The 26,814-nt window shown below is 71.7% G+C and carries 21 protein-coding genes; 11 read left to right on the top strand and 10 right to left on the bottom strand.

Going from position 1 to position 26,814, the window contains the following annotated elements:
- Positions 1-2 precede the first annotated feature (2 nt).
- From ACQEWB_RS45340 to ACQEWB_RS45320, 5 genes are all read right to left on the bottom strand, one after another.
- A complete protein-coding gene (locus ACQEWB_RS45340; protein WP_432842008.1) occupies positions 3-1,331 on the bottom strand; it encodes an enolase C-terminal domain-like protein in 1,329 nt (442 codons plus the stop codon).
- Between the two features lie 46 nt (positions 1,332-1,377).
- The gene (locus tag ACQEWB_RS45335; RefSeq protein WP_432842006.1) at positions 1,378-2,715 is read right to left on the bottom strand and encodes a gluconate:H+ symporter; all 1,338 of its coding nucleotides are present in this window, start codon (positions 2,713-2,715) and stop codon (positions 1,378-1,380) included.
- 148 nt (positions 2,716-2,863) lie between these two features.
- A complete protein-coding gene (locus tag ACQEWB_RS45330) occupies positions 2,864-3,631 on the bottom strand; it encodes a sulfite exporter TauE/SafE family protein (RefSeq protein ID WP_432842004.1) in 768 nt (255 codons plus the stop codon).
- A gap of 97 nt (positions 3,632-3,728) precedes the next feature.
- The gene (locus ACQEWB_RS45325; RefSeq protein WP_432842002.1) at positions 3,729-4,229 is read right to left on the bottom strand and encodes a cysteine dioxygenase; all 501 of its coding nucleotides are present in this window, start codon (positions 4,227-4,229) and stop codon (positions 3,729-3,731) included.
- A gap of 39 nt (positions 4,230-4,268) precedes the next feature.
- Positions 4,269-5,159 carry an amidohydrolase gene (locus ACQEWB_RS45320; protein ID WP_432842000.1) on the bottom strand — a complete coding sequence of 297 codons (891 nt, stop codon included), beginning with the start codon at positions 5,157-5,159 and terminating at the stop codon, positions 4,269-4,271.
- Positions 5,160-5,350: 191 nt separating this feature from the next.
- Here ACQEWB_RS45320 and ACQEWB_RS45315 point away from each other — a divergent pair, with 191 nt between their 5' ends.
- Entirely contained in the window at positions 5,351-6,358 is a 1,008-nt protein-coding gene (locus tag ACQEWB_RS45315; protein WP_432841998.1) for a LacI family DNA-binding transcriptional regulator, read from the top strand.
- Positions 6,359-6,374: 16 nt separating this feature from the next.
- On the opposite strand, the gene ACQEWB_RS45310 is transcribed toward ACQEWB_RS45315, so the two are convergent.
- On the bottom strand, positions 6,375-7,556 hold the full coding sequence (locus ACQEWB_RS45310) for an FAD-dependent monooxygenase (protein WP_432841996.1): 1,182 nt from the start codon (positions 7,554-7,556) through the stop codon (positions 6,375-6,377).
- A 153-nt stretch (positions 7,557-7,709) separates the two neighbouring features.
- Positions 7,710-8,663 carry a LysR family transcriptional regulator gene (locus tag ACQEWB_RS45305; protein WP_432841994.1) on the bottom strand — a complete coding sequence of 318 codons (954 nt, stop codon included), beginning with the start codon at positions 8,661-8,663 and terminating at the stop codon, positions 7,710-7,712.
- Between the two features lie 168 nt (positions 8,664-8,831).
- Here ACQEWB_RS45305 and ACQEWB_RS45300 point away from each other — a divergent pair, with 168 nt between their 5' ends.
- Positions 8,832-11,132: an FdhF/YdeP family oxidoreductase gene (locus tag ACQEWB_RS45300; RefSeq protein ID WP_432841992.1), complete on the top strand. Its 2,301-nt coding sequence runs from the start codon at positions 8,832-8,834 to the stop codon at positions 11,130-11,132.
- Between the two features lie 52 nt (positions 11,133-11,184).
- On the opposite strand, the gene ACQEWB_RS45295 is transcribed toward ACQEWB_RS45300, so the two are convergent.
- Positions 11,185-12,687, bottom strand: coding sequence for an FAD-binding protein (locus ACQEWB_RS45295; RefSeq protein ID WP_432841990.1), 1,503 nt, complete (start codon positions 12,685-12,687; stop codon positions 11,185-11,187).
- Between the two features lie 185 nt (positions 12,688-12,872).
- Between ACQEWB_RS45295 and ACQEWB_RS45290 the strand changes: the two genes are divergently transcribed.
- The 3 genes from ACQEWB_RS45290 (at position 12,873) to ACQEWB_RS45280 (ending at position 15,603) form a co-directional block, all read left to right on the top strand.
- Positions 12,873-14,084: a glycosyltransferase gene (locus tag ACQEWB_RS45290; RefSeq protein WP_432841988.1), complete on the top strand. Its 1,212-nt coding sequence runs from the start codon at positions 12,873-12,875 to the stop codon at positions 14,082-14,084.
- A 92-nt stretch (positions 14,085-14,176) separates the two neighbouring features.
- Positions 14,177-14,755, top strand: coding sequence for a carboxymuconolactone decarboxylase family protein (locus ACQEWB_RS45285; protein WP_432841986.1), 579 nt, complete (start codon positions 14,177-14,179; stop codon positions 14,753-14,755).
- Positions 14,752-15,603 (top strand): RNA polymerase sigma-70 factor, encoded by an 852-nt coding sequence (locus tag ACQEWB_RS45280; protein ID WP_432841984.1) that lies wholly within the window; start codon positions 14,752-14,754, stop codon positions 15,601-15,603. Before ACQEWB_RS45285 ends, ACQEWB_RS45280 begins: the two co-directional genes overlap by 4 nt.
- Positions 15,604-15,620: 17 nt before the next feature.
- Here ACQEWB_RS45280 and ACQEWB_RS45275 read toward each other — a convergent pair whose 3' ends face one another.
- Positions 15,621-16,043 (bottom strand): OsmC family protein, encoded by a 423-nt coding sequence (locus tag ACQEWB_RS45275; protein WP_432841982.1) that lies wholly within the window; start codon positions 16,041-16,043, stop codon positions 15,621-15,623.
- Positions 16,044-16,150: 107 nt separating this feature from the next.
- On the opposite strand from ACQEWB_RS45275, the gene ACQEWB_RS45270 reads away from it, so the two are divergent.
- The 3 genes from ACQEWB_RS45270 to meaB are packed head-to-tail and all read left to right on the top strand — an operon-like array spanning position 16,151 to position 21,116.
- On the top strand, positions 16,151-17,962 hold the full coding sequence (locus tag ACQEWB_RS45270; RefSeq protein ID WP_432841980.1) for a methylmalonyl-CoA mutase family protein: 1,812 nt from the start codon (positions 16,151-16,153) through the stop codon (positions 17,960-17,962).
- Positions 17,959-20,133, top strand: a complete 2,175-nt coding sequence (gene scpA, locus ACQEWB_RS45265) for a methylmalonyl-CoA mutase (RefSeq protein WP_432841978.1) — start codon at positions 17,959-17,961, stop codon at positions 20,131-20,133. The genes ACQEWB_RS45270 and scpA overlap by 4 nt, the downstream gene beginning before the upstream one ends.
- A complete protein-coding gene (gene meaB / locus ACQEWB_RS45260; protein ID WP_432841976.1) occupies positions 20,130-21,116 on the top strand; it encodes a methylmalonyl Co-A mutase-associated GTPase MeaB in 987 nt (328 codons plus the stop codon). The genes scpA and meaB overlap by 4 nt, the downstream gene beginning before the upstream one ends.
- A 6-nt stretch (positions 21,117-21,122) precedes the next feature.
- On the opposite strand, the gene ACQEWB_RS45255 is transcribed toward meaB, so the two are convergent.
- Complete coding sequence (locus tag ACQEWB_RS45255; protein WP_432841974.1) at positions 21,123-22,070, bottom strand: MIP/aquaporin family protein; 948 nt, start codon at positions 22,068-22,070, stop codon at positions 21,123-21,125.
- A gap of 177 nt (positions 22,071-22,247) precedes the next feature.
- Here ACQEWB_RS45255 and ACQEWB_RS45250 point away from each other — a divergent pair, with 177 nt between their 5' ends.
- The 3 genes from ACQEWB_RS45250 (at position 22,248) to ACQEWB_RS45240 (ending at position 26,809) form a co-directional block, all read left to right on the top strand.
- The gene (locus ACQEWB_RS45250) at positions 22,248-23,504 is read left to right on the top strand and encodes an EfeM/EfeO family lipoprotein (RefSeq protein ID WP_432841972.1); all 1,257 of its coding nucleotides are present in this window, start codon (positions 22,248-22,250) and stop codon (positions 23,502-23,504) included.
- Positions 23,501-24,718, top strand: a complete 1,218-nt coding sequence (efeB, locus tag ACQEWB_RS45245; protein ID WP_432841970.1) for an iron uptake transporter deferrochelatase/peroxidase subunit — start codon at positions 23,501-23,503, stop codon at positions 24,716-24,718. Before ACQEWB_RS45250 ends, efeB begins: the two co-directional genes overlap by 4 nt.
- A 213-nt stretch (positions 24,719-24,931) precedes the next feature.
- The gene (locus ACQEWB_RS45240; protein WP_432841968.1) at positions 24,932-26,809 is read left to right on the top strand and encodes a phospholipase C; all 1,878 of its coding nucleotides are present in this window, start codon (positions 24,932-24,934) and stop codon (positions 26,807-26,809) included.
- Positions 26,810-26,814 lie beyond the last annotated feature (5 nt).

The following is a 26,814-nucleotide window of genomic DNA, read 5'->3' as shown; positions in this document are numbered from 1 at the left end:
GTTCAGCGGACCAGGCAGGGGCGCTTGGCGTCGAAGGTCCAGTCCTCGATCAGGTAGCGCATGCCGGTCGCGTCGTCGCGGCCCGACAGCGCCTTCGCCCGGTACAGCTCGTGCGCCGCGAGCAGCCGGTCCGTGTCGAGGCGGACGCCCAGGCCGGGGGTGTCCGGCACGGCGACCTGGCCGCCGGTGATGCGCGGCGGGTCGACGGTGAGCCGTTCCGTGCCCTCCTGCCAGATCCAGTGCGTGTCCAGCGCGTTGTACTCGCCCGGGGCCGCGGCCCCGCACTGCGCCATCATCGCCAGGGAGATGTCGAAGTGGTTGTTGGAGTGACAACCCCAGGTCAGACCAAAGGAGTTGCAGAGCTGCGCCACCCGGACCGAGCCCTGCATGGTCCAGAAGTGCGGGTCCGCGAGGGGGATGGAGACGGACTGGAGGGCCAGCGCGTGGGTGAGTTGGCGCCAGTCGGTGGCGATCATGTTGGTGGCCGTGGGCAGTCCGGTGGCGCGGCGGAACTCCGCGAGGATCTCGCGGCCGGAGTAGCCGTCCTCGGCTCCGCAGGGGTCCTCGGCGTAGGCGAGGGTGCCGACGAGGGGGCGGCACAGTTCGACGGCCTCGCGCAGGGACCAGGCGCCGTTGGGGTCGAGCGTGATGCGGGCCTCGGGGAAACGGTCCTTGAGGGCCCGTACGGCCTTGACCTCCTCGGTGCCCGCGAGGACTCCGCCCTTGAGCTTGAAGTCCCGGAAGCCGTAACGATCGTAGGCGGCCTCGGCCTGGCGGACGATCGCCTCCGGGGTCAGCGCCTCCTCACGGCGGATGCGGTACCAGGGCACCTCCGAGTCGGGTTCGCGGACGTAGTCCAGGTCGGTGCGGTCGGGATCGCCGACGTGGAAGAGGTAGCCGAGGACGCGGACGGAGTCGCGCTGTTTGCCGTCGCCCAGGAGTGCGGCGACCGGGACCTCCAGGTGCCGGCCGAGCAGGTCCAGGAGGGCGGACTCGACGGCGGTGACGGCGTGGACGGTGGTGCGCAGGTCGAAGGTCTGGGCGCCGCGGCCGCCGGTATCGCGGTCGGCGAACGTCGCCCGGAGGGTGCGCAGGACGCGTTTGTAGTCGCCGACACGGGCGCCGAGGACAAGGGGTTCGGCCTCGCGCAGGGTCTGAGTGATCTTCTCGCCGCCGGGCACCTCGCCCAGGCCGGTGCGCCCTTCGGAGTCCTCGAGGACGACGACGTTCCGGGTGAAGTACGGGGCGTGCGCGCCGGAGAGGTTGAGGAGCATGGAGTCGCGGCCGGCGACCGGATATACGGCGAACTTGGTGACGACGGGCTGGCTCATGGCAAGAAGTGCCGTTCCTGTGAGGGGGGGGTTGAGGGGTGGATGGTCAGACCTTGAGGGCGTCCAGCACCTGTTCCAGGAGCAGTACACCGCCGAGGCCCAGGACGGCGAGGACGGTCGTGTAGGTCGTACGGGCCTTGATGGCGTCGATGACCGACAGGTTGAAGTACTCCTTGAACATCCAGAAGCCCGGGTCGTTCACATGGGAGAACGCGATCGATCCGCAGGAGACGGCGAGCACCATCACCTCGGGGTGGACGCCGCTGCCGGCGAGCAGCGGGAGGGCGACGCCGGAGGCGGTGACGACGGCGACGGTCGCCGAGCCCAGGGCCACCCGCAGGATCGCCGCGATCAGCCAGGCCAGGATGATCGGCGAGATCGACCAGTGCTCGGTGGTGTCCTTGATGTAGTCGGAGATCCCGCCCTCGACGAGGACGTTCTTGAAGGCTCCGCCGGCGCCGATCACGAGCAGGATCATCGCCATCGCCTGGGCGGCCTCGCGGCACGACGCGGCGACCTCGGCGAGGCTGCGGCCGATGCGCGGGCCGAGCGCCCAGATCGAGAGAAGCAGGGTGAGCAGCAGGGCGATCGGCGCGGAGCCGATGAAGGCCACGAAGTGCAGGAACGGGGTGGACGAGGAGGTCGCCAGGTCGGTGACCGCGGCGCCCGCGATCAGCACCACGGGCAGCAGGGCAACTGCCAGCGACCAGCCCATGCCGGGCGTCTCCTCGTCCTCGAAGACGCGCTCGCCGACCAGGCCCTTGGGTATCTCGGGGTTCATCGCGCGGACGAAGGGCAGGCGCGGCCAGGTCAGGGCGATCAGCGCACCGACCGGGACGGCGATGAACAGGCCGTAGAACAGGGTGAGTCCGGCCGAGGCGTGGAAGGTGGCGGCCACCGCGGTCGGGCCGGGGTGGGGCGGCAGGAAGCTGTGCATGGTGGACAGGGCGATGGACATGGGCAGCCCCACCCACAGCAGGTTGGAGCGGGTGACCCGGACGAGGGTGAACGCGACCGGCACGATGATGACGAACGCGACCTCGTAGAACATGGTCACGCCGATCAGCATGGCGGTCAGCACCATCGCGACCTGTACCCAGCGCGGCCCGCAGATGTCGAGGAGTCTGGTGGCGATGCGCTGGGCGGCGCCCGAATCCCCCATCACCCGGCCGACCATGGCGCCGAGACCGATGGTGAGCATCGTGTCGCCGATCTGGCCGCCGATGCCCTCGGCGAGGACGTCCGAGATCTTCTCCAGGGGGATGCCCCGGACCACGGCGACGCCGACGGCCACCAGGAGCAGGGCGGCGAAGCCGTTCAGCCGGAACTTCGTCATCAACAGGAGCAGGACCAGCACGCTGATCCCCACCACCACGAGCGGCATGTGTCAGTTCTCCTTTGAACTGCCGTTCATTCCCTCGAACGAAGTCCCCACATGAGGACGTCGTCTACATATGAGGACGGAGGCTAGGTTGATCGACACAGCCGGGTCAATGGGTGTGCAGAGGTCGGCCCGAAAGCGTCCGACGCGGTCAGCCCGCCCGCAGCCACAGCGAGACGGCCAGCCCCAAGCCGGCCAGCGCGATCGCGATCCGCAGCGGCTTCTCGGGCAGCCGCCGCACCACGACCGGCCCCACCCGGCTGCCGACCAGGCAGCCGAGGCCGAGCGCCGCCGCGGCCCGCCAGTCGACCGGCGCGAGGAAGGCGTAGGCGATCGCCGCGGTGAGGTTGGCCGCTCCGGTCACGACGTTCTTCACGGCGTTGGTCACACGCAGCGGCTCGTCAACGGACAGGGACAGCACCGCGAGCATCAGCACCCCGGCCGCGGCACCGAAGTAGCCGCCGTAGAGCCCCACCAGAAGCACCGCGCAGATCAGCGGCAGCGTCATGCGCGGACCCCGGCCGTCGTGAGGGGCCCGCCGTTCGATGAGCCGCCGCAGCGGTTCACGTACGAGAATCAGCACCGAACCCAGCGCGATCAGCCAGGGCACCACACGCTCGAAGGTCGACGAGGGCGTGCCGAGCAGCAGCGCCGCGCCGACCGATCCGCCGACGGCGGCAAGGGCCGCCAGCCGGCCCAGTCGACGACCCTGCCCCCTCAACTCCTCACGCGAACCGGCCGCGGTTCCGGCGGTGTTGGCGAACAGCGCCACGGTGTTGGTGACGTTGGCGGCCACCGGCGGCAGCCCCGCGGCCAGCAGCGCCGGATAGCTGAACAGCGAGGCCAGTCCGGCGATCGACCCGGCCAGCCCGGAGGCGACACCGGCCACGACGAGCAGCAGCAAGGACTCGCCTGCCACGCGGACCCCCTTCGTTCGACGCACGAAGGACCCATCCTGCACGGCGGGCATCCCGTATGTAAGACGGTGTCTACATAGGGAGACAGTTCGTCACGGGTCAGGCGGCCGGGGTGTCCAACGGCCGCAGTTCGTCCGCGTACGAGACGGAGATACGGCGCATCAGCCCGTCCCCCGTGATGTCGTACTGGCCGAGTCGCCACAGCGGCGGTGAGTAGGCGTGGATCGAGACGGCGTCGTCGGTCGCGCCGGTCAGCCGGTGGATGTGCTCCGGGCCGAAGCAGAAGGACTCGCCGGTCTCGAAGGTGAGGGACAGATGGGTGCCGCCGATCCGCAGGGCGGACTCGTTGAGCGCGCCCTGGACGACGGTGACGGCACCGGCGGACAGGTCGTGGTCGTGCCAGCCGGTGTCGTTCCGCCGGGTCCAGCACAGCAGCCAGACGTCGACGAACTCGTCGCGGTACAGGGACGCGTAGTGCCGTTGCCGGTCGTCGAAGGCCACGTGTTCGCGCCAGACCTCGGGCCGGGCGGCGAGATCGGTGACGAGTGCCTGGAGTTCGCGCCTGTCGAGGGTGCGCTCGGGCAGGGACTCGTAGGTCATGGGTGGCTCCTTCCGGTGCCGGTTCCGACAGGGCACGGCTCAGGTACGGCCGTGGAGCAGACGCGCCGGGTTGGCGGCGCGCAGGGCGTGTTCGGCGGCGGGCGCGCCGAGGTCGGGTATGACGGGGGGTGCGTACGGGCGGTCGCTGCCGCTGACGACCACGTCTATGCCGACGGCTCGGACGAGTGCGTCGGCGGCCTTGGTGCCGTACGAGGAGGTCTCGTAGAACACGTCGAAGTCGATCTCCCCGCGACCGCCGCCGCGCGCGGTGAGCCGCTCGCCGTGCAGCGGCGCGAGCCCGGCCAGGGCGGCGAAGCAGACGCGCAGGCCCGGGTGGCGGGAGCGGCCGTGGGCACGGAAGGCGAACCAGGAGGCGTGCAGCTGCTGGAGGTAAGGGACCAGGGCGGGCCACCACGGTGGGGCTCCGGGGGTGGCCGCGGCGGGACCGGGGTGGACGAAGAGGGGTTTGTCGTGGCGGGTGAGGACGTCGAGGAGGGGCGCGCAGTGATCCCATCCGGCGGCGTCCACGACCGCCGTGGCGGGGAGTTGGAGGCCGACGCAGCCGCGACGGAGTTCCTGCTCGACGGTCTCGGGGTCCGGTGCGGACAGGCAGGTCGAGGCCCAGACACCGAAGGGCGGCGGGAGGGCCAGGGCGCCGTCGTGGAAGGCGGTGAGGAGTGGGGCCGCCTCGGCGGGCGGGAGGTACTCGATGCCGAGGGGACTGGAGAGGGACACCAGGGCGAGGTCGAGTCCGTCGGCGGCGGCGAGACGGGTGCGGGCCGCGATGTCGTGGTCGGCCGGGTCGACCTCGTAGGGCGGCTCACCGGTCAGGTGCAGGGTGGAGCCGTCCAGGTACGGCGGTGTCGTGCGGGAGCGCAGCAGCTCGGTGAAGGCGGGCGGCCAGATGTGCTGGTGGACGTCGGTGAGCACGCGGGGCGTTCCTCTTGGGGACAGGTTAAGCGGTTCACTTATGCGGTTAACTTAAGCGCTTAACAAGGTGAGGTGTCAAGACATGCCCTGGGGATACGACGGTGACGCCGACACGATGCGAGGGGCTCCCGGCGCGGGTGTCGGCGGGCCGTGCGCCCGCTGGGCACGGCCGTCCCGGTAGGCTTCCCGGCATGGCCAGGCCCAACAAGCGCACCACCCTTCGGGAGGTGGCCGAGGCCACGGGCCTCTCCACCGCCGCCGTGTCGTACGCCCTGCGCGGCAAACACGTCTCGAAGGAGACCGAGGAACGGGTGCGCAAGGCCGCGGCCGAGCTCGGTTACGAGGCCGATCCGATCGCCCGTGCCCTCGCCAGCGGCCGTACCAGCATGGTCGGTGTCCTCGCGGGCGACCTCCAGGACCTGTGGCAGCAGCAGCTGATGGCGGCCATCGGCCGGGAGCTGCTGGCCGGCGACCGCTACGCGCTGATCCTGGACGCGGGCGGCGATCCCGACCGCGAGCTGGTCCTGGCCAAGCAGCTGCGCGATCAGCGGGTGGACGCGCTGCTGGTGTCCCCGGTGAATCCTTCGGCGAAGGGCTGGGCGGCGATCGCCGAGGCGCTGCCGGTGGTGGCCGTAGGCGACTCGCTGAGCCGGGCCCGCACGGCGGGGCAGGTCATCTTCGACAACCGGGCCGGGATCGACGCCGTACTGGACTATCTGCACGGGCTGGGGCATCGCCGGGTGACGGTGCTGACGCCGACCCGGCCGAGCACGCCGGACCGGCCGGCCGACGTCTACGTCCGTGAGGCGGCCGACCGGCTCGGCCTTGAGGCCGAACTGGTGCCGTGTCCGCAGGAGTTGGGCGAGGCGACGGCGGTGGCGCGCCGGGTGCTGGACGGCGGCTCGCGTGCGGCGACGGCCGTGTTCTGCTTCTCGGACTCCCTCGCCTACGGGGTGTACGCGGCCGCGGCGGAGGCCTCGCTGAAGGTGGGGCGGGACGTCTCCGTGGTCGGCTTCGACGACCATCCGGTGTCGCGGGTCCTCACGCCTCCGTTGACCACGGTGGACTGGGGGTTGACCGAGATCGCGGCGGAGGCGGCACGGCTGACGGTCGCGGCGATCGAGGGGAAGCGGGTGCGGAAGAAGCGGGTGTTGTGCGCGCCGCGGATGAGTGAGCGGGGGTCGGCGGTGCGGGTGTGAGGTCCGTGACCGACGCTTACGTCTGCTCCTTGTCGTCCAGCACGTCGACCGCCCACGCCGTCGCCACCGGCATGAACCTGTGCTCCGCCGCGTACGCCGCCATCCGCGCGTTGCGGGCCTGGGCCTCCGGCCCGTCCGGCAGGTGGAACTCCTCGCCCGCCCGGGCCGAGCGGGCCTGCATGCCCGTGGCGGTCCCCAGCCGTCGGCGTACATAGCGTTCCAGCGCCTCGGGTACGCCGTCCGGTGTCACGTCGGCGAGGGAGTCGCCCAGTACCGCCGCGTCCAGGATCGCCTGGGCCGCGCCCTGGGCCTGGAACGGGACCATCGCGTGGGCGCTGTCGCCGAGCAGGGTCACCCGGCCGACGTTCCAGCGGGCGAGCGGGGCGCGGGTGTGGATGCCGTAGCGGAACACCTGGCCGGCGCGTTCCAGGACACTCAGCACCGGGGCGGCCCACCCCTCGAACTCGCGCAACTGCTCCCCCGGTTCGGCCCGTGCGGTCCACGACTCCTGTGCCGCGACCTCGGTGGTGAACACCGCGACGACGTTGAGCAGTTCACCCCGGCGCACCCGGTAGTGGACGAAGTGGCGGCCGGGGCCGAGCCAGACGCCGGTGTCCGGGAGGTCCAGGTCGGCCACCTCGGCGGCCGGGAGCAGGGCGCGGTACGCGGCGGTCCTCGAGAAGATCGCCTCGTCCGTGCCGAAGAGCCACTGGCGGGCGGCGGAACGTATCCCGTCCGCGGCCACCACCAGGTCCGCGACCAGTCGTTCGCCGTCGGCCGTCGTCGCCCAGGCTGAGGCGTCGTCCTGGCCGATGCCCACGACCTGCGTGTCCAGCCGCACCGCCCCGGGCGGCACCGCGGCGGCCAACGCGCGCTGCAGATCGGCCCGGTGGATCTGGAGATACGGCGCCCCGAAGGCGTCCTCGGCCTCGCGCCCCAGTGCGTAGCGGCAGATCTCGGTCCCGTCGGACCAGGTGCGGAAGCTGACGTCGGCGGGCCTGGCGGACTGTGCGGCCACCTCGTCGAGCCGGCCGAACCGGCGCAGCTCGCGCGTGGCGTTGGGGGCGAGCTGGATCCCGGCACCGGTCTCGGTGAGCCGCGGGGTCTGCTCGACCAGCGTGACCTCGTGCCCGGCCCGGCGCAGGCTCAGGGTCGCGGCCAGTCCCCCGATGCCCGCTCCCACGACGATCGCCCGCATGGCACGGCCCCTTTCGCCCACGCGCGAGGCTACCGAAGACAACTCCGGTGCTCCACAGGGCATTTGGGACGCGGTGGGCCGGGGTGCCGCGCCCGCCGGCGTCGAGCGTGCGTGCCGAACGCCGCCGGGCAGGCGAGAACCGTCGGACAGGCCCTACCGTTGCGCCCCGAACGCCGTCCCGCCGCCCGGCGCCTGATGCGGCAGCCGCTCCAGCGTCGCGGCGATCCCGGCCCGGTCGACGACGTCGATCAGGGCCTGGCCGATCACCGGGACGGGTTCGCGGGCCGGGAGGACCAGGCCGATGCGCTCGGTGCGGACCGGGCTGACCAGGGGGACGGCGTGCATGCCGACGGGGACACCGAAGACGTGCAGCCAGGCGTACGGCACCACGCTCGCCCACTGGCCGGCCCTGACCTGCGCGAACAGGGAGGCGATCGAGTCGGTCTCCACGCGCGGGGTCACCGCGACGCCGACGGCCTCGAACACCGCGTCCAGCACCTGGCGGCCCTGCATCATCGGGTGCAGGAGGCACAGGGGGTACTGGGCCGCGTCCTCCCAGGAGATCTCCGCCGGACCGGAGTCGGGGGCGGAGCGCTGGGTCAGCAGGACGTAGCGCTCCTGGTAGAGGGGTACGAACTTGAAGTCGTGCGCGGCGACGGAGCTGTGGTAGGTCACGGCGGCGTCGAGTTCGTACGCCCGGAGTCTGTTCACGATGTCCTCGGCCTGGAGGTCGGCGAAGACCTGGACGGCGGCGAGGGGGTTGGCGGCGCAGAACGGCTGGGTGAGGAGTGCGACCGCCGTGGAGGCGGTGGGGACGGTGCCGATGCGCAGGCGGCCGGTCAGGCCCGCGCGCAGGGCCTGGATCTCGCCCTCCATGGCGTCCCGGTCGGCGAGGATGCGCTGCGCCCAGACGACGACCCGCTCGCCCTCCGGTGTGAGCCCGTCGAACCTGCGGCCGCGCTGGACGAGGGGGATGCCGAGCTCCTCCTCCAGCTTGCGGATGCCCTCGGACAGGGCGGGCTGGGAGACGTAGCAGGCCTGCGCCGCCTTCGCGAAGTGGCGGGCGCGGGCGAGGGCGACGAGGTACTCGAGTTGGCGGAGCAGCACGCTCCCATGATCCCCCGGATCCGGCCGCCCGGCACCGACGGCCCGCCCCGGCCGTCCGGCACTGATCGGCGCTGCTTCTCAAGCGATCGGAAACTCCGCTTTGACCTGGCCGGACGCACTGCCGAAGAGTGGGCCTGTTACGAGCGGACGGAGAGGGCGGGGCACTCGATGCGGGACCTGGAAGAGCCGGACGAGGCCGAGCTGTCCGTGACGGCGCCCAAGACGTGGGCCACCGGTGCTCCCGCGGTCGTGCACGCGCTCCAGTACGCGCTGGGCCAGACCTCGCCGAAGCGCACGGCCCTGACGCTGCTCAACATCAACCAGACCAAGGGCTTCGACTGCCCGGGCTGCGCCTGGCCCGAGCCCGCGCCGGGCAAGCGGCATCGCAACGAGTACTGCGAGAACGGCGCCAAGCACATCGCCGACGAGGCCACCTCCCGGCGGGTGACCGCCGACTTCTTCCGGCGCCACACGGTCGACGAGCTGAACCGGAAGTCGGACTACTGGCTCAACCAGCAGGGCCGGCTGACCGAGCCGATGGTGCTGCGCGAGGGCGCCGAGCACTACGAGCCGATCGGCTGGGACGAGGCCCTGGACCTGCTGGCAGGCGAGCTGCGCGCCCTGGACCACCCGGACGAGGCGCTGTTCTACACCTCGGGGCGGCTCGCCAACGAACCCGCCTTCCTGCTCCAGCTGTTCGCGCGGGCCTTCGGCACCAACAACCTGCCGGACTGCTCCAACATGTGCCACGAGTCCAGCGGTTCGGCCCTCAACGAGACGCTGGGCATCGGCAAGGGCAGCGTCAGCCTCGACGACATCTACGACTCCGACCTGGTCTTCGTCGTCGGCCAGAACCCCGGCACCAACCACCCGCGCATGCTGTCCGCTCTGGAGGAGACCAAGCGGCGCGGTGGCCATGTCGTCGCGGTCAACCCGCTGCCCGAGGCCGGTCTGCTGCGCTTCAAGCACCCGCAGAAGGCGCGCGGGATCGTCGGCCGCGGCACCGACATAGCCGACCAGTTCCTGCAGATCCGCCCCGGCGGCGACCTCGCCCTGTTCCAGGCGCTGAACCTGATGCTCCTGGAGGCGGAGGACAAGGAGCCGGGCACCGTCCTGGACCGGGAGTTCATCGAGGCGCACACCACGGGTTACGAGGCCTTCGCCGAGCACATCCGCAAGACGTCCTGGGACGAGGTCCTGGAGGCCACCGGGCTGAGCAGGGACGAGATCGAGCAGGTCCACGCGCGCGTGCTGGAGAGCAAGAGCATCATCGTCTGCTGGGCGATGGGCCTGACCCAGCACAAGCACGGCGTGCCGACGATCCGGGAGGTCGTCAACTTCCTTCTGCTGCGCGGAAACCTCGGCCGTCCGGGCGCCGGCGTCTGCCCGGTCCGGGGGCACAGCAACGTGCAGGGCGACCGCACGATGGGCATCTTCGAGCGCATGCCCCAGCCGTTCCTGGACCGGCTCGGCGCCGAGTTCGGCTTCACCGCGCCGACGGCGCACGGCCTGGACTCCGTCGACTCGATCCGCGCCATGCGCGACGGACTCGCCAAGGTCTTCGTGGGCGTCGCGGGCAACTTCGTGCGGGCCACCCCCGACAGCGACGTCACCGAGCGCGCCCTGCGCAACTGCCGTCTGACGGTGCAGATCTCGACCAAGCTCAACCGCTCGCACGCGGTGTGCGGCCGTACGGCGCTGATCCTGCCGACGCTCGGCCGCAGCGACCGCGACGTGCAGGCGACCGGCGAGCAGTTCATGACGGTCGAGGACTCGATGAGCGAGGTCCACTCCACGCGCGGCCGGCTGGCACCGGCCTCCGAGCACCTGCTGAGCGAGGTGGCCATCATCGGCCGGCTGGCCCGCCGGGTGCTGGGCTCCGAACCGGGCATCCCCTGGGAGGAGTTCGAGGCCGACTACGACCGTGTCCGCGACCGGATCGCCCAAGTCGTCGACGGCTTCCACGACTTCAACGAGCGGGTGCGCGAGCCCGGCGGCTTCCGCCTGCCCAACCCGGTCAACAGCAAGGTGTTCCGCACTCCGTCCGGCAAGGCCGTCTTCACCGCCAACGACTTCACGATGCTCCAGGCACCCAAGGGCCACCTGGTCCTTCAGACGCTGCGCTCGCACGACCAGTGGAACACCATCCCCTACGCCATGGACGACCGCTACCGGGGCATCAAGGGCGGCCGCCGCGTGGTCCTCGTCAACCGTGCCGACCTCGATGAATTCGGCCTGGAAGACGGCGAGTCGGTCGACCTGATCAGCATCTGGTCCGACGGCTCGGAACGCCGAGCCGACGCCTTCCGCCTGGTCTCCTACCCCACCCCCCGGGGCTCGGCCGCCGCCTACTACCCGGAGACCAACGTCCTGGTCCCCCTCGACAGCGTCGCGGACATCAGCAACACGCCCACGTCGAAGAGCGTGATCATCCGCATGGAACGGGCGGCCGACCGAACCCCGGCGTGACGTAGCCGGTCTGCCGCTTGCAGCGGTCGCGGCGCACCGACGCCGACGTCCCTCAGTCTGTCGCCCCCGAGGCGGACCATGCAGGGAAGACGCCCTGGCCCGGGACCAGGATCCCTCGTGGGTCGTACGTCCGTTTCGCCGCCGCCAGTTGCGGCCACTCCGCACCGAAGTGGGTGCGCCAGTCGGCCTGGGTGAAGGGGATGCTGCCGACCGGGTACTGGGTGCCGCCGGCCGCCGCGGTGGCCTCGTACGCCTCGCGGTTGACGGCCAGGAGACGGTCGACGGTGGCGGTGTCCTCGGGCGGGGTCGTGCGCAGGATGGCGAAGAGGTACGGCACGGCGTCGTCGGGGGCGCGGAAGAGCGGGGTGGTGAGGCGCTCGCGCAGGATCGGGTACACGAGGACGACGCCGGGGCCGAGGTCGGCCGGGGTGAGGGCGTCCAGCATCCGCGCGGTGAGGGCGGCGGCGGAGTCGCCGGGGAGCAGCAGGTTGAGCCACGGGTGCGCGTACGTCCAGAAGCCGGCCTCCTTCAACGCGGCGACTGCGGGGGCCAGTCGGTCGAGGAAGTCGTAGTAGGCGAGGTCGGTCTTCTCGACGCCGGAGGGGTCGTGGCGCAGGCCGCGCAGCAGGGCCGTGTCGTCCGGGGCGGGGCCTGCCGGCGGCCCGTAGGCGACCGCCTCCAGGGTGAAGACGCGGAACGCTCCGTCGGCGTCCGCCGAGACCAGGCCCTCGACGTAGTCGAAGCGGCCCTCCTCGACGAGGGTGCGCTGGTCGGCGAGGAAGGTCTCCAGGTCGTCGTAGGGCAGGAGGTAGTGGCGTACGGTCTCCGGCGCGCGCACCAGGCGGACGGTGGCGCCGACGACGATCGCGCACTGGCCGAGGCCGGCCAGGACGGCGTGGAAGAGGTCGGGGTGCCGGGACGGGGAGCAGCGGACGAGTTCGCCGGCGCCGGTGACGACCTGGAGTTCGGTGACGTTGTCGACCTGTGCGCCGTGCCGGTGGGTCTGGCCGCCGAGACCGCCGACGGACAGGGTGCCGCCGACGGAGAGTTCGAGGTAGTCGGTGAAGACGGGCGGGGTGCGGCCGTGGGCGAGCGCCGCCTTGGCGACCTGGCTCCAGCGGGCGCCCGCGCCGACGGTGATCGTGGTGGCGACCGGGCCGACGGGGCCGATGTCGGCGAGGGTGGCGGTCTCGATGACCAGGCCGCCCTGGACCTGTGCCTGGCCGTGGGTGGCGTGTCCCTGGCCGCGGGGTGCGACCGGCACGCGGTGCTCGTTGCAGAACCGGACCATGACGACCACGTCCTGTACGGAGCCCGGGCGCAGTACGGCGACCGGGCGCCGGTGCAGTATGTGGCCGTAGTCCTCGGCGGCGGCCGTGAGCGACGGGTCGTCGGTGACGAGCGTTCCGTCCAGGTGTGGGATCCGCGCGAGGCCCGGGGCGGTCCCGGTGCCGGACGCGGCCCAGCTGCGAGCCTCGGGGTCGAAGCCGATCACGGCCGCTCCGGAGACGGTGAGTCCGCGCAGGACGGTACGTCGTGACGGAGTGCGGGGCATGCGGGCGTCCACCTCACAAAGTGCCTGGAATGACCAACTTCAGGCAACTGTAAGGGAGTTGCACTCCGGGGAGCCGCTCCTTCCCACCCTCAACGTATAGCCCACCGGGGGGCTTGCCACAAGGCCCGGGTCGTACCGCAGAATCACTCGCCGAGGCCATCACCTGCGGAAATGGGAGTCACCAGATGCGTGTGCTGTTGTCGACGTACGGGTCGCGCGGGGACGTCGAGCCGATGGCGGGGCTCGCCGTGGCGCTGCGGGAGCTCGGCGCGGAGGTGCGGGTGTGCGCGCCGCCGGACGAGGACTTCGCGCGGCTGCTCGCCGGGGTCGGGGTGCCGCTGGTGCCGGTCGGCCCGTCGGCCCGCGCGCTGACGAAGGCGGCGCTGCCGGCGGCGGGCCTGCCGCAGCGCGCGGCCCAGCTGATCGCCGGTCACCTCGAAGTGGTCACGGAGGCGGCCGAGGGGTGCGATGCGCTGGTGGTGGCGGCAGGCCTGCTGCCGGCCGCGGCCGGTGCGCTGTCGGTGGCCGAGAAGCTGGGCATCCCCGCCGTGTCGGCCGCCTTCCAGCAGGTCACCCTGCCGTCGGCGCTGCGTCGGCCGCTGGAGTATCCGGGCCGCCCGCTGCCCGCGGACGAGACCGACAACAAGGTGCTCTGGGACCTGGACGCGCAGAACATCAACGCGCTGTTCGGCGAGGCGCTCAACGTCAACCGTGCCGAGATCGGCCTGCCGCCGGTGGAGAGCGTCCGCGACTACGTCATCGGCGACCGGCCGTGGCTGGCGACGGATCCGGTGCTCGACCCGTGGCCGGGCGCGTCGGAGCTGGACGTCGTACAGACCGGGGCGTGGGTCCGGCCGGACGAACGCCCGCTGCCCGCCGACCTGTTGGCGTTCCTGGAGGCCGGTGAACCGCCGGTGTACGTGGGCTTCGGCAGTATGCCCCTGCACGAGTCGAAGGACGCCGGTCAGGTGGTCGTCGAGGCGGTCCGTGCGCACGGGCGCCGGGTGCTGGTCGCCCGGGGCTGGGCCGACCTGGCGCTGACCGACGAGCGGGACGACTGCTTCGCCGTCGGCGAGGCCAACCACCAGGCGCTGTTCCGCCGGGTCGCCGCCGTAGTGCACCACGGCGGCGCGGGCACCACGACGACCGCGACCCGGGCCGGCGCGCCCCAGGTGGTGGTACCCCAGCTGGCGGACCAGCCGTACTGGGCGGGCCGGGTCGCCGAGCTGGGCATCGGCGCGGCCCACGACGGCCCGACCCCGACCTTCGACTCCCTGTCGGCGGCTCTGGGCATCGCCCTGGCCCCCGAGACCGGCGCACGGGCGAAGGCCGTGGCCGACACCGTCCGCGGCGACGGGGCGACGGTGGCGGCGCGGCTCCTGCTCGACCGGGCGTAGGACCCCGCCTGTCACACGCGAGCGTCCGCCGGTGTCTTCATGCCGGACGGCCGGACCGGCCGTCGTACAACTCCAGACGCAAGGAGAACGCCATGACGCCGCGCGTCCCGAAGGCCGAGCTCGACGCCGAGCTCCGTGACAGCCTGATCAAGCAGCTCGGTACCGTGCCCGAGCCCGTCGAAGTGCTGTGGAACCATCCCCGACTCGCCTTGGACAACCAGGAGTTCTCGGCCAAGGTGGGCCGGTGGGACGCGGCCGACGCGGGGCTGAAGACGTTCGCGCACATGGCCGTCGCCGCGCGGGTCGGTTGCAGTTGGTGCCTGGACATCAACTACTTCCTCGCGCTGAACCAGCACCTGGACCCGGCCAAGGCGAGCCAGGTGCCGCGGTGGCGGGAGTCGGCGGTCTTCACGCCGCTGGAGCGAGACGTCCTCGAGTACGCCGAGGCGATGACGGACACACCGACGACCGTCACCGACGAGCTGTCGAAGCGGCTGCTCGACGCGCTCGGGCCGGCCGCGCTGGTCGAGCTGACCGTGTTCATCGGCTACGCCAACCTGGCGGCCCGCTGCAACACGGCGCAGGGGATCACCTCGCAGGGCTACTCCGACGCCTGCGAGATCCCCCTCGCCACACGTCCCGGGCCGTCCCGCGTGGCGTCGACGGCATGAGCGAGGACCCCTTCGTCGCCCACCGCAGCCTGCTGTTCACGGTCGCCTACGAGATGCTCGGCTCCGCGGCCGACGCGGAGGACGTTCTCCAGGAGTCCTGGCTGCGGTGGGCCGGCGTCGACCGGGCCCAGGTGCGCGACCCGCGCGGCTACCTGGTCCGCACCGTCACCCGCCAGGCCCTCAACCGGCTGCGCACGATGTCCCGCCGCCGCGAGGAGTACGTCGGCGAGTGGCTTCCGGAACCACTGCTGACCAGCCCGGACGTCGCCGAGGACGTCGAGCTCGCGGAGAGCGTGTCGATCGCGATGCTGACGGTGTTGGAGACGCTCGGGCCGACCGAGCGGGCGGTGTTCGTGCTCCGTGAGGTCTTCGAGGTGCCGTACGAGGAGATCGCCGAAGCCGTCGGGAAGTCCGCGGCGGCGGTGCGGCAGATCGCGCGGCGGGCCCGCGAGCACGTGGCGGCCCGGCGGCCGCGGGTCGCGGTGAGCCGCGCGGAGCAGCAGGCCGTCGTAGAGCGGTTCCTGGCCGCGTTGCGTACCGGCCGCCTCCAGGAGCTGCTGGACGTGCTGGCACCGGACGTGGTCCTGATCGCCGACGGCGGCGGGCTCGCGGGCGCCGCGCCTGCTCCGGTCCACGGGGCCGCGATCGTGGCCCAGCTGCTGGCCCGTCCGGACCGGGTGGTGTCGGCCGTATGGCTCAACGGCGAGCTCGCGGGCCGGATCGAGATGGACGGTCGGCCGGCCGCGGTGAGCCTCGTGGTGGCGGACGGGAAGGTCACCCGGATCCACGCGGTGGCCAATCCGCACAAACTGACCCGGATGGACGAACCGGCCGAACTGAGCCGGTAGGCAGGGCCATTCGGGTGTCAGGCCACCGTCACGGTGACCGGCGTGCCCGCCTCGATGGTGCGGCTCACCGTGCAGAGGGCGTCGTGGGAGGTCTTTGCGGCCCGGGGCAGGATCGCGCGGGCACGGTCGCCGGTCGGACCGTCCGGAAAGGAAACGGTGAAGCTCACGGCGAGGTCGGTCATCCGGTTGCCGGCCTCGTCGGCGACCTTGTTGCCGGTCACCGTCACGGTGAACTCGGTGGGCTCCACGTGCCGCGCCGTGGCGACGTCCACGTCGGCCGCGCTGCACCCGCCGAGTGCGGCGAGCAGCAGCTCCACCGGGGTGAAGGCGCTGCCGTCGCCGGTGCCGAAGTCGATCGTGCCGCCGCGGGCGTTCTCCGCGGTGAAATGGCCGGTGGCGGTCCGCCGGACGGTGACCGAGCGCAGCGTTTCGTCTGTCATGCCACGACACTAATACGGCAGGGAGGCCGAGGTCACAGCCGCGGAGAGGGCAAGGTCACAACCCCTCCCCCTGCTGCTCCTTTGCCGCTCTGACCTAACATCCGAGCATGACGGTCCTGCCTGACGACGGGCTCGAGTTGGCCGGCGAGTTCCCTGACGTGTCCCATGAGCAGTGGCAGCGCCTTGTGGCGGGTGTCCTGCGCAAGGCGGGCAAGGACGTCGAGGGTGCCGCGGCCGAGGAAGCCCTGTCCACCGCGTTGGAGGACGGGTTGCGCACCCGTCCCCTGTACACCTCGCGCGATGCCGCGCCCGAGCCCGGCTTCCCGGGGTTCGCGCCCTTCGTGCGCGGCAGCCGCCCCGCGGGGAACACCGCCGGCGGCTGGGACGTACGGCAGCGGCACGCCACGGTTGACGGCGGCTCGGTCCTCGCGGACCTGGAGAACGGCGTCGGGTCGCTGTGGCTCGTGGTCGGAGAGGGCGGCATCCCCGTCGCCTCGCTCGCCGGGGCCCTCGACGGCGTCTACCTCGACCTCGCGCCCGTCGCCCTCGACGCGGGCGCCGAACTCGAGCCCGCCGCACAGGAGTTGCTGCGGCTGTACGAGGAGCGCGGTGTCGCCAAGGAGGCGGCGCGCGGCAACCTGGGCGCCGACCCACTCGGGCACGAGGCCCGCACCGGGCGGGCTCAGGATTTCGCGCCGGTGCTCGGGCTCGCCCGCCGGTGCGCCGAGGAGTACCCCGGGCTGCGCACGCTGACGGTGGACGCGCTGCCGTACCACGAGGCCGGCGGCTCGGCCGCGCAGGAGCTGGGGGCGTCGCTCGCGACCGGCGTGGCCTACCTGCGGGAGCTCACCGAGGGCGGGCTGAGCCTCGAACAGGCCTGTGCCCAGCTGGAGTTCAGGTACGCGGCGACCGCCGACCAGTTCCTGACCATCGCCAAGCTGCGGGCCGCGCGTCGGCTGTGGGCGCGGGTCGCCGAGGCCTCCGGCGCGCCGGACGCGGGGGCGCAGGTGCAGCACGCGGTCACCTCGCCGGTGATGATGTCGCGCCGCGACCCGTGGGTGAACATGCTGCGCACGACGATCGCCACGCTGGCCGCCGGGGCGGGCGGCGCCGACGCGGTCACCGTGCTGCCCTTCGACGACGCCCTGGGCCTGCCGGACGCGTTCGCGCGCCGCATCGCCCGCAACACCTCGACGATCCTCATCGAGGAGTCGCATCTGGCCCGGGTGATCGACCCGGCGGGCGGCTCCTGGTACGTGGAGCGGCTCACGGACGAACTCGCCCACGCGGGCTGGGAGTTCTTCCGGCGGATCGAGCGACTCGGCGGTCAGGGAGCGGCGTTGCGCTCCGGCGAGCTCGGCCGGATCCTGGCCGACACCTGGGCGGCCCGCAGCGCCAAGCTGGCCAAGCGGCGCGAACCCATCACCGGGGTGAGCGAGTTCCCGTTCCTCGCGGAGAAGCCGGTGGTCCGCGAGAGCGCGCCCGAGCCGCGTTCCGGCGGTCTGCCGCGGGTGCGCCGCGACGAGGCGTACGAGGAGCTGCGCGCCCGCTCCGACGCCCATCTGGCCGCGACCGGCTCCCGGCCCCGGGTCTTCCTGGCCGCGCTCGGCCCGGCCGCCGCGCACACCGCCCGGCTGACCTTCGCCTCCAACCTCTTCCAGGCCGGCGGCATCGAGCCCGTCACCGAGGGCAGCTTCGAGGAGAGCGGCGCCGCAGAGGCCTGTCTCTGCTCCAGCGACGCCCTGTACGAGGAGCAGGCCGAGTCGGTGGCCGCGCAGCTGAAGGCCGCCGGCGCCGCGCACGTGCACCTCGCCGGGCGCCCCGGTGAGCACGCCGGTGTCGACTCGTACGTCTTCGCGGGCTGCGACGCCGTCTCCGTACTGACCGACGCTCTCGACCGCTTGGGGGTCTCCCGATGACCGTCCCCGACTTCTCCGGGATCGAGCTGGGGACCCCGGCCGCGGCCGGCAACGCCGACGAGTGGCGGACGGCCGTCAAGCGGGCGGCCGGTGGCGACGACCTGCTGTGGGAGACCCCGGAGGGCATCCCGGTCAAGCCGCTCTACACCGGACAGGACCTGGAGGGCCTGGACTTCCTGGACACCCGCCCGGGCGCCGCGCCCTACCTGCGCGGCCCGTACTCGACGATGTACGTCAACCAGCCGTGGACGATCCGGCAGTACGCCGGCTTCTCGACCGCCGAGGAGTCCAACGCGTTCTACCGGCGCAACCTCGCCGCCGGTCAGAAGGGCCTGTCGGTCGCCTTCGACCTGCCCACCCACCGGGGTTACGACAGCGACCACCCGCGGGTGACCGGTGACGTCGGCATGGCGGGCGTGGCGATCGACTCGATCTACGACATGCGGCAGCTGTTCGACGGGATCCCGCTGGACAAGATGACCGTCTCCATGACGATGAACGGCGCGGTGCTCCCCGTACTCGCGCTCTACATCGTGGCGGCGGAGGAACAGGGCGTCGCGCCCGAGAAGTTGGCCGGGACCATCCAGAACGACATCCTCAAGGAGTTCATGGTCCGCAACACCTACATCTATCCGCCGAAGCCGTCGATGCGGATCATCTCCGACATCTTCGCCTTCACCTCGCAGCGGATGCCGCGCTACAACTCCATCTCCATCTCCGGCTACCACATCCAGGAGGCGGGCGCGACGGCCGACCTGGAGCTCGCGTACACCCTCGCGGACGGCGTGGAGTACATCCGCGCGGGACGTGAAGCGGGCCTGGACGTCGACGCGTTCGCGCCACGGCTGTCCTTCTTCTGGGCGATCGGCATGAACTTCTTCATGGAGATCGCCAAGCTGCGGGCGGCACGGCTGCTGTGGGCGAAGCTGGTGAGGCAGTTCGACCCGCAGAACGCCAAGTCCCTTTCCCTGCGCACCCATTCGCAGACCTCCGGCTGGTCGCTGACCGCGCAGGACGTGTTCAACAACGTCACGCGTACGTGTGTCGAGGCGATGGCGGCGACCCAGGGCCACACCCAGTCGCTGCACACCAACGCCCTCGACGAGGCGCTCGCGCTGCCCACCGACTTCTCCGCGCGCATCGCCCGCAACACCCAGCTGCTGATCCAGCAGGAGTCCGGCACCACCCGGGTCATCGACCCGTGGGGCGGCAGCGCCTACGTGGAGAAGCTGACGTACGACCTCGCCCGCAAGGCCTGGCAGCACATCCAGGAGGTGGAGGCGGCGGGCGGCATGGCCAAGGCGATCGACGCCGGCATCCCCAAGCTGCGCATCGAGGAGGCCGCGGCCCGCACCCAGGCCCGTATCGACTCCGGCCGCCAGCCGGTGATCGGCGTGAACAAGTACCGCGTGGAGAACGACGAGGCGATCGACGTCCTCAAGGTCGACAACTCCTCCGTACGCGCCCAGCAGATCGAGAAGCTGCGGCGGCTGCGCGCGGAGCGGGACGAGACCGCCTGCCAGGACGCGCTCGACGCGCTCACCCGGGCCGCCGGCGGCGAGGGCAACCTGCTGGAGCTGGCCGTGCGCGCGGCTCGCGCCAAGGCCACCGTCGGCGAGATCTCCGACGCCCTGGAGAAGGTGTACGGGCGGCACGCGAGCCAGATCCGTACGATCTCCGGCGTGTACCGCAACGAAGCAGGCGAGTCCCCGACCGTGGACCGCACCCGGGCCCTGGTGGACGCCTTCGACGAGGCCGAGGGCCGGCGCCCGCGCATCCTGGTCGCCAAGATGGGCCAGGACGGCCACGACCGCGGCCAGAAGGTGATCGCCACCGCCTTCGCCGACCTGGGCTTCGACGTGGACGTCGGCCCGCTGTTCCAGACCCCGGCCGAGGTGGCCCGCCAGGCCGTCGAGGCGGACGTGCACATCGTCGGGGTGTCCTCGCTGGCCGCGGGGCACCTCACCCTCGTACCGGCGCTCAAAGAGGCGCTGGCCGAGGAAGGCCGCGAGGACATCATGATCTCGGTGGGCGGGGTCATCCCGCCGCAGGACGTGCCCACGCTCCTGGAGATGGGCGCCGCGGCCGTGTTCCCGCCCGGGACGGTGATTCCGGACGCGGCGTACGACCTGGTCAAGCGGCTCGCGGGCGACCTCGGGCACGACCTGTGATCGATGTCGACGCGTATGTGAAGGGCGTACTCGACGGCAAGCGGGCGGTGATCGCGCGGGCGATCACCCTCGTCGAGTCCACTCGGCCCCAGCACCGTGCGCTCGCGCAGGAGCTGCTCACCGAGCTGCTGCCGCACAGCGGACGGGCCCGGCGGATCGGTGTCAGCGGGGTGCCGGGCGTGGGCAAGTCGACGTTCATCGACGCGTTCGGGACGATGCTGACCTCGCTCGGGCACCGGGTGGCGGTGCTCGCCGTCGACCCGTCCTCCACCCGGACCGGCGGCTCCATCCTGGGCGACAAGACCCGCATGGAGCGCCTGGCCGTGGACCCGGCGGCGTTCGTCCGCCCCTCCCCCACCTCGGGCACGCTCGGCGGGGTCGCCAAGGCGACCCGCGAGTCGATCGTGGTGATGGAGGCGGCCGGTTACGACGTCGTCCTGGTCGAGACGGTCGGCGTCGGCCAGTCCGAGACCACCGTCGCCAACATGGTCGACTCCTTCCTGCTGCTCACCCTCGCCCGCACCGGCGACCAACTCCAGGGCATCAAGAAGGGCGTCCTGGAGCTGGCCGACGTCATCGCCGTCAACAAGGCGGACGGCCCGCACCAGCGGGACGCCCAGGCGGCCGCGCGCGAACTGGCGGGCGCCCTGCGGCTGATGCACGGCAAGGACCCGGTCTGGACCCCGCCGGTGCTCAGTTGCAGCGCCCGTGAGTCGGCCGGCCTGGACACCGTCTGGGAGCGCCTCGAACAGCACCGCACGCTCCTCGACTCCACCGGCCGGCTCACCGCCAAGCGCCGCGACCAGCAGGTCGACTGGACCTGGGCGATGGTCCGCGACGAACTGCTGGGCCGCCTGCACGCCGATCCCGCGGTACGGGCCCTGGCACCGAACCTGGAGCGGGAGGTCAGGGAGGGCACGCTGACGGCCACGCTGGCGGCCGAGCGGATCCTCGGCGCGCTCGGCAGCTCCGAGACCGGCTGAGCGCCGCTACTCCTCGTCCGCGCTGGTCACCGGGCGGGTCAGACCCGGCTCCGCCTCCTCGTCCTGCTGTGCCCGGATGTGCAGTACGTCGCCGATGAACAGGTCGTACACCAGCACCCCGATCACCCCGCCGACCAGCGGCCCGACGATCGGTATCCAGAAGTAGTTGCTGAAGGCACCCGACAGGGTGCCCGGCATCGCAAGGTCCTGCCACCCCGCCGCCCACGTGAACAGGCGCGGACCGAGGTCGCGCGCCGGGTTGATGGCGTACCCGGCATTCGCCCCGAAGGACATGCCGATCGCGGCGACCGCGAAGCCGATGATCAGCGGGCCGAGGTTCGCCTTCACGGCTGTGTTGCGCAGGTCGATCACCGCGACGACCAGCAGCACCAGGAAGGCCGTGCCGACGATCTGGTCGATCAGCGGCCCCCAGATCCCGCCGTGGAAGTACGGCGCGGGGAAGGTGGCGAAGATCGAGAAAGTGGCGAGCGTGTGGCCGTTGGTCTTCGGGCCCTTCATCGCGTCGTCGAAGGTGTTGATGGCGTCGTGGTAGACGGCGTAGACCAGCGCGGCCCCGGCGAAGGCCCCGAGGAGCTGGGAGATCCAGTACGGGACGACCTTGGCCCAGGCGAACTTCCGGCGCACGGCGAAGGCCAGCGTCACCGCCGGATTGAGGTGCGCGCCGCTGACTCCGCCGGCCACGTACACGCCGAAGACCACGGCCATCGCCCAGCCCCAGGTGATCAGCAGCCAGTCGCCGGCGCCCAGGAAGAACGTGGTGGGCCCGGCGGTACGGCCGGACCCGGGCAGTGCCGCGACCGCCATGGCCACCACACCGCACCCGAAGGCGATGAGGACGAAGGTCCCCAGGAACTCCGACAGGCATTCGCCCCACAGCCCGCCCCGGCGCCTGAGCCGGGAGGGTTTCACCAGGGGAGGTATTTCCACGGCCATGACGGCCCCCTAGAGAGTGAGTCCGATCAGCACCACCATCGTCCCTCGTGGGTGAACCGCTGACGAACTCTGGCTTTTCCTCTGGTCAGGAGCTGGTCAGAAAGCCGGATGCGGCTCCCGCGGCTGCCTAGGATCGGCTGTGCCGCCTCATTCGTACGACCTTTCAGGAGGCCCGGCGTGCCCGAAGCCGCGGTCGGCTCCGACACCTCGACCGGCCACATACCGCCCCCACCGCCCGCCCGCCGCAGGCGCACCGTCCTGATCGCCGGTGCCTCCCTCGCGGTGGTGGCCGCGACGGTCGCCGGAGTGCTCGTGGCCAGGGGCTCCGGCGGGAGCACGCGCCCGACCGCGGCCACCGACGGCCCGCGGCACACCACCGTCGGCGTCACCTCCGCCGACTGCGGGCACGGCTGGACCCGGCCCCAGGGCGGCAGCCAGGTCTTCGACCTGCGCAACACGTCCGGTGCGCCCACCGAGGTGTATCTGACCGACCCGCGGACGGGCGCGGTCTACGGCGAGGTCGAGGGGCTCGCGCCGGGCACCGTCCGCCCGCTGCGGGTCACGCTCGGCAACGGGACGTACGCCTTCAAGTGCCTGCCCGACGACGCGGACGCCGTCACCGGCCCGACCGTCCACATCACCGGTGCCAAGGTGAAGAGCGGCCCGGCCGCCGTGCCGGTGACCCAGCAGGACCTCATCCCGCCGACGTTGGCGTACCAGAAATGGATCCAGGCCCGGACGGTCGAGCTGGTCCGGAAGACGGACGTGCTGCGCGAGGCCGTCGACCGCGGGGACCTCGCGGCGGCCCGTGCCGCCTGGCTGCCCGCCCATCTCGTGTACGAGCGGATGGGCGCCGCGTACGGCACCTTCGGGGACGCCGACTCGGCGATCAACGGGACCACGGCCGGGCTGTCCGGCGGGATCCACGACCCCGGCTTCGCCGGGTTCCACCGGGTCGAGTACGGCCTGTGGCACGGCGAGTCGGCGGGCGGGCTGCGCGGCCCGGCCGACCGGCTCGACAAGGCCGTACGGTCCCTGCGCGACAGCTGGCCCGACGAGCGGATGGACCCGGCCGACGTCGGTCTGCGCGCCCACGAGATCCTGGAGAACACCGTGCAGTTCGAGCTGACCGGCCGCATCGACTACGGCAGCGGCACCAACCTGGCCACCGCTCGGGCGAACCTCGACGGCACCCGGGTGCTTCTCGGTCATCTGCACCCGCTCCTGAAGACCCGGGACACGGGCCTGACGGGGCTCGACTCGTGGATGGACCGCGCACAGAGCACCCTCGACTCCTTCCAGCACGGCCGGAAGTGGACGCCGCTCGCCCAACTCACGCGCCCCCAGCGGGAGAAGGTCGACGCCGACCTCGGCGGGCTGGTGGAGCGGCTGGCCGACGTGGCCGCCCTGACCGACGTACGGAGGACCGCGTGAAGCCCGCAGGAGTCGGCCGCCGAGGGTTTCTGACCGGTGCGGCCGCGGTGGCCGGGGCCGGTCTGGTGGCCGCCGATCACGGTGCCGCCTCCGCCGCGCCCGCCCAGGAGAGCACCCGGGTCCCCTTCCACGGCTCCCACCAGGCCGGGATCGTCACTCCGGCGCCGCGGGCCACCGCCTTCGTGTCCTTCGACGCGACCGCCGAGAACCGCGCCGAGCTGACCGAGCTGCTGCGCACGCTCACCGACCGGGCCCGGTTCCTCACCACCGGCGGCAGCCCGGACGAGTTCGGCATCACCGCGCCGCCCGCCGACTCCGGCACCCTCGGCCCGGACCTGCCCACCGACCGCCTCACCGTCACGGTCGGCGCCGGCGCCTCCCTCTTCGACGACCGCTACGGGCTCACCGCGCGCAAGCCGCGCCGGCTCACCGCCATGCCGTCCTTCCCCGACGACGACCTGGACGCCGCTTGGTGCCACGGCGACCTCAGCGTGCAGTTCTGCGCCGGGAGTTCGGACACCGTGCTGCACGCGGTGCGCGACATCGCCCGGCACACCCGGGGCGGGATGCAGGTGCGGTGGCGGATGGACGGTTTCATCAGCCCGCCCCGGCCCTCCGGAACCCCGCGCAACCACCTGGGGTTCAAGGACGGCATCGCCAATCCGGACGCCGGCAGCAGCCGTGAGATGGACCAGCTGGTGTGGGTGGGCGCGGGTGACGGCGAGCCCGAGTGGGCGACCGGCGGCAGCTATCAAGTCGTCAGGCTGATAAGGATGTTGGTCGAGTTCTGGGACCGGGTCTCGATCACCGAGCAGGAGCGCATGTTCGGGCGGGCCCGTGACACCGGCGCACCGCTGGACGGTCGCCACGAGAAGGACACCCCGCAGTACGCTCAGGATCCCAAGGGCGACATCATCCCGCTGGACAGCCACATCCGGCTGGCCAACCCGCGTACGTCCGCCACCGCCGGGCAGCGCATCCTGCGCCGCGGCTACAACTACGACCGGGGCGTGGACGACAACGGCAACCTCGACATGGGGCTGCTGTTCTGCTGCTACCAGCAGGACCTGGCGCGGCAGTTCGAGACCGTGCAGCAGCGGCTCGCCGGGGAGCCGCTGGTCGACTACGTCTCCCCGTTCGGCGGCGGCTACTTCTTCGCGCTGCCCGGGGTGCGGGACGGCTCCGACTGGCTCGGCCGCACGCTGCTGGCGTGAATCCTGGACGGCGTAGGTCAAAGGCACCTCAAGAGGCCATGAGAATCCCCTGACCCAACCTGAGGGTTTCCTGACCGAACATTCGCACGCCCGCCACTGCCATTCCCTCGCCCCGCCGCGAGCATTGCGGAGGATCCGGACGTGGTCGCCACGGGCCCTGATGCCGTGGCGGCGGAACGCAGAGTTCGCAGTGTTCTCGGAAGGCGAGACAGCATGATCGGCACAGGAAGAAGCTCAAGTGTGCGGCGCGGTCTGAGTCGGGTGGGCGCCCTGCTCGGCGCGGCCGCCCTGGCCGCGGCGGGCGGCGCGGTGCCCGCGTCGGCGGCCCCGGCGCACGCCCACCCCGGCACCCGCACCACCACCCCGATCAAGCACCTGGTGGTGCTCTACGACGAGAACGTCTCGTTCGACCACTACTTCGCCACCTACCCGCAGGCCGCCAACACCGACGGCACCAAGTTCAAGGCGGCGGCCCACACCCCGAAGGCGGACAACCTCCTCAACTCCGGGCTGCTGACCAGGAACCCGAACCTGTACACGCCGGGGCGGCTGGCCAGTTCGCAGGCCATGACCTGCGACCAGAACCACTCCTACGGCCCCGAGCAGTACGCGGCCGACGGCGGCAAGGCCGACAAGTACGTCGAGAACACCGAGGTCAGCAAGTGCAGCGGCGGGCTGTTCGGCGAGCCCGGCCTGGTGATGGACTACTACGACGGCAACACCGTCACCGGCCTGTGGAACTACGCCCAGCAGTACGCGCTGAACGACCACTCCTTCAGCTCGGTCTACGGGCCCTCCACGCCCGGCGCGCTCAACCTGATCTCCGGATCGACGCACGGCGTCATCTCCGTGGACCCGGCCTCCGGCACGGAGAACCCGAAGCAGACGTCGACCCCGGACTCGTACACCGTGCTGTCCCCGAACGCCAAGGGCGTCGGCACGGTCGTCAACGACCCCGACCCGGCCTTCGACGACTGCTCGGACAAGGACCACACCGCCACCAGCGCGCTCGCGGTGATGCAGGGCAGGAACGTCGGTGACCTGCTCAACTCCAAGGGTGTGAGCTGGGGTTGGTTCCAGGGCGGCTTCCGGCCGTCCACCGCGTGGGACGGCAACAGCGGCGACTACGCGAAGTGCGACACCACGCACACCAATGTCGGCGGCGCCTCGGCGGTCGACTACAGCCCGCACCACTCGCCCTTCGAGTACTACAAGTCGACGTCCAACCCGCACCACCTGGCGCCGAAGAACGTCGCCGAGATCGGTCACAACGGGCGCGCGAACCACAACTACGACCTGACCGACTTCGACGCCGCCCTCAAGGCCGGCAACCTCCCGGCGGTCAGCTTCCTGAAGGCCGCCGAGTACCAAGACGGTCACGCCGGTTACTCCGACCCGACGGACGAACAGCACTTCCTGGTCAAGGAGATCAACGCGCTCCAGAAGTCGCCGGAGTGGAAGTCCACCGCGGTAGTGGTCGCCTACGACGACTCCGACGGCTGGTACGACCACGTCACCTCGAAGGTCCTCAACGGCTCCAAGGACTCGACGCTCGGCTCCAACAGCAAGGCCCTCGACAGCCCGGCCTGCCAGTCCGGCCCGGCTCCCGCGGGCGGCTACGCGGACCGCTGCGGCCCCGGCACCCGGCAGCCGCTGCTGGTCATCTCGCCCTACAGCAAGGTGAATTCGGTCGACCACACCGCCACCGAGCAGGCGTCGATCACCCGGTTCATCGAGAACAACTGGCGTACCGGCCGCGTCGGCGACGCCTCCTTCGACCAGCGGGCGGGCAGCCTGACCGGCATGTTCGACTTCAAGCACCTCAACAACAAGCAGGTGCTGCTGAACACGGACGGCTCGGTCAAGTCGGTGAAACCGATCCCGCACCACTACGCGCAGACCGCGTCCTCGGCCTCCACCCACGCCCCGTACCCGGCGTACATCCACGACCTCAAGGCCCAGAACGTCGCCGCCAGCACCTCCACCTCCCCGGCCCTGCCGATCGCCCTGACCGCCGGTGTGGTCAGCGCGGGCGCGGTCGCCACGGCCTTCGCCCTGCGCCGCCGCAAGGCGCACACCACGGCCGGCTGACGACC

Source organism: Streptomyces sp. CA-249302 (genome assembly GCF_050936785.1).
Taxonomy (GTDB): Bacteria; Actinomycetota; Actinomycetes; order Streptomycetales; family Streptomycetaceae; genus Streptomyces.
The sequence above is the reverse complement of the archived record's forward strand: the minus strand, read 5'-3'. Positions and strand labels throughout refer to the sequence as shown.

What these genes read in the sequence shown, in the direction of transcription:
- ACQEWB_RS45340 (WP_432842008.1), bottom strand. Translation starts at nt 1,331, where the DNA reads ATGAGCCAGCCCGTCGTCACCAAGTTCGCCGTATATCCGGTCGCCGGC.
- ACQEWB_RS45335 (WP_432842006.1), bottom strand. Translation starts at nt 2,715, where the DNA reads ATGCCGCTCGTGGTGGTGGGGATCAGCGTGCTGGTCCTGCTCCTGTTG.
- ACQEWB_RS45325 (WP_432842002.1), bottom strand. Translation starts at nt 4,229, where the DNA reads ATGACCTACGAGTCCCTGCCCGAGCGCACCCTCGACAGGCGCGAACTC.
- ACQEWB_RS45315 (WP_432841998.1), top strand. Translation starts at nt 5,351, where the DNA reads ATGGCCAGGCCCAACAAGCGCACCACCCTTCGGGAGGTGGCCGAGGCC.
- ACQEWB_RS45310 (WP_432841996.1), bottom strand. Translation starts at nt 7,556, where the DNA reads ATGCGGGCGATCGTCGTGGGAGCGGGCATCGGGGGACTGGCCGCGACC.
- ACQEWB_RS45300 (WP_432841992.1), top strand. Translation starts at nt 8,832, where the DNA reads ATGCGGGACCTGGAAGAGCCGGACGAGGCCGAGCTGTCCGTGACGGCG.
- ACQEWB_RS45295 (WP_432841990.1), bottom strand. Translation starts at nt 12,687, where the DNA reads ATGCCCCGCACTCCGTCACGACGTACCGTCCTGCGCGGACTCACCGTC.
- ACQEWB_RS45290 (WP_432841988.1), top strand. Translation starts at nt 12,873, where the DNA reads ATGCGTGTGCTGTTGTCGACGTACGGGTCGCGCGGGGACGTCGAGCCG.
- ACQEWB_RS45285 (WP_432841986.1), top strand. Translation starts at nt 14,177, where the DNA reads ATGACGCCGCGCGTCCCGAAGGCCGAGCTCGACGCCGAGCTCCGTGAC.
- ACQEWB_RS45280 (WP_432841984.1), top strand. Translation starts at nt 14,752, where the DNA reads ATGAGCGAGGACCCCTTCGTCGCCCACCGCAGCCTGCTGTTCACGGTC.
- ACQEWB_RS45275 (WP_432841982.1), bottom strand. Translation starts at nt 16,043, where the DNA reads ATGACAGACGAAACGCTGCGCTCGGTCACCGTCCGGCGGACCGCCACC.
- ACQEWB_RS45270 (WP_432841980.1), top strand. Translation starts at nt 16,151, where the DNA reads ATGACGGTCCTGCCTGACGACGGGCTCGAGTTGGCCGGCGAGTTCCCT.
- scpA (WP_432841978.1), top strand. Translation starts at nt 17,959, where the DNA reads ATGACCGTCCCCGACTTCTCCGGGATCGAGCTGGGGACCCCGGCCGCG.
- ACQEWB_RS45255 (WP_432841974.1), bottom strand. Translation starts at nt 22,070, where the DNA reads ATGGCCGTGGAAATACCTCCCCTGGTGAAACCCTCCCGGCTCAGGCGC.
- ACQEWB_RS45240 (WP_432841968.1), top strand. Translation starts at nt 24,932, where the DNA reads ATGATCGGCACAGGAAGAAGCTCAAGTGTGCGGCGCGGTCTGAGTCGG.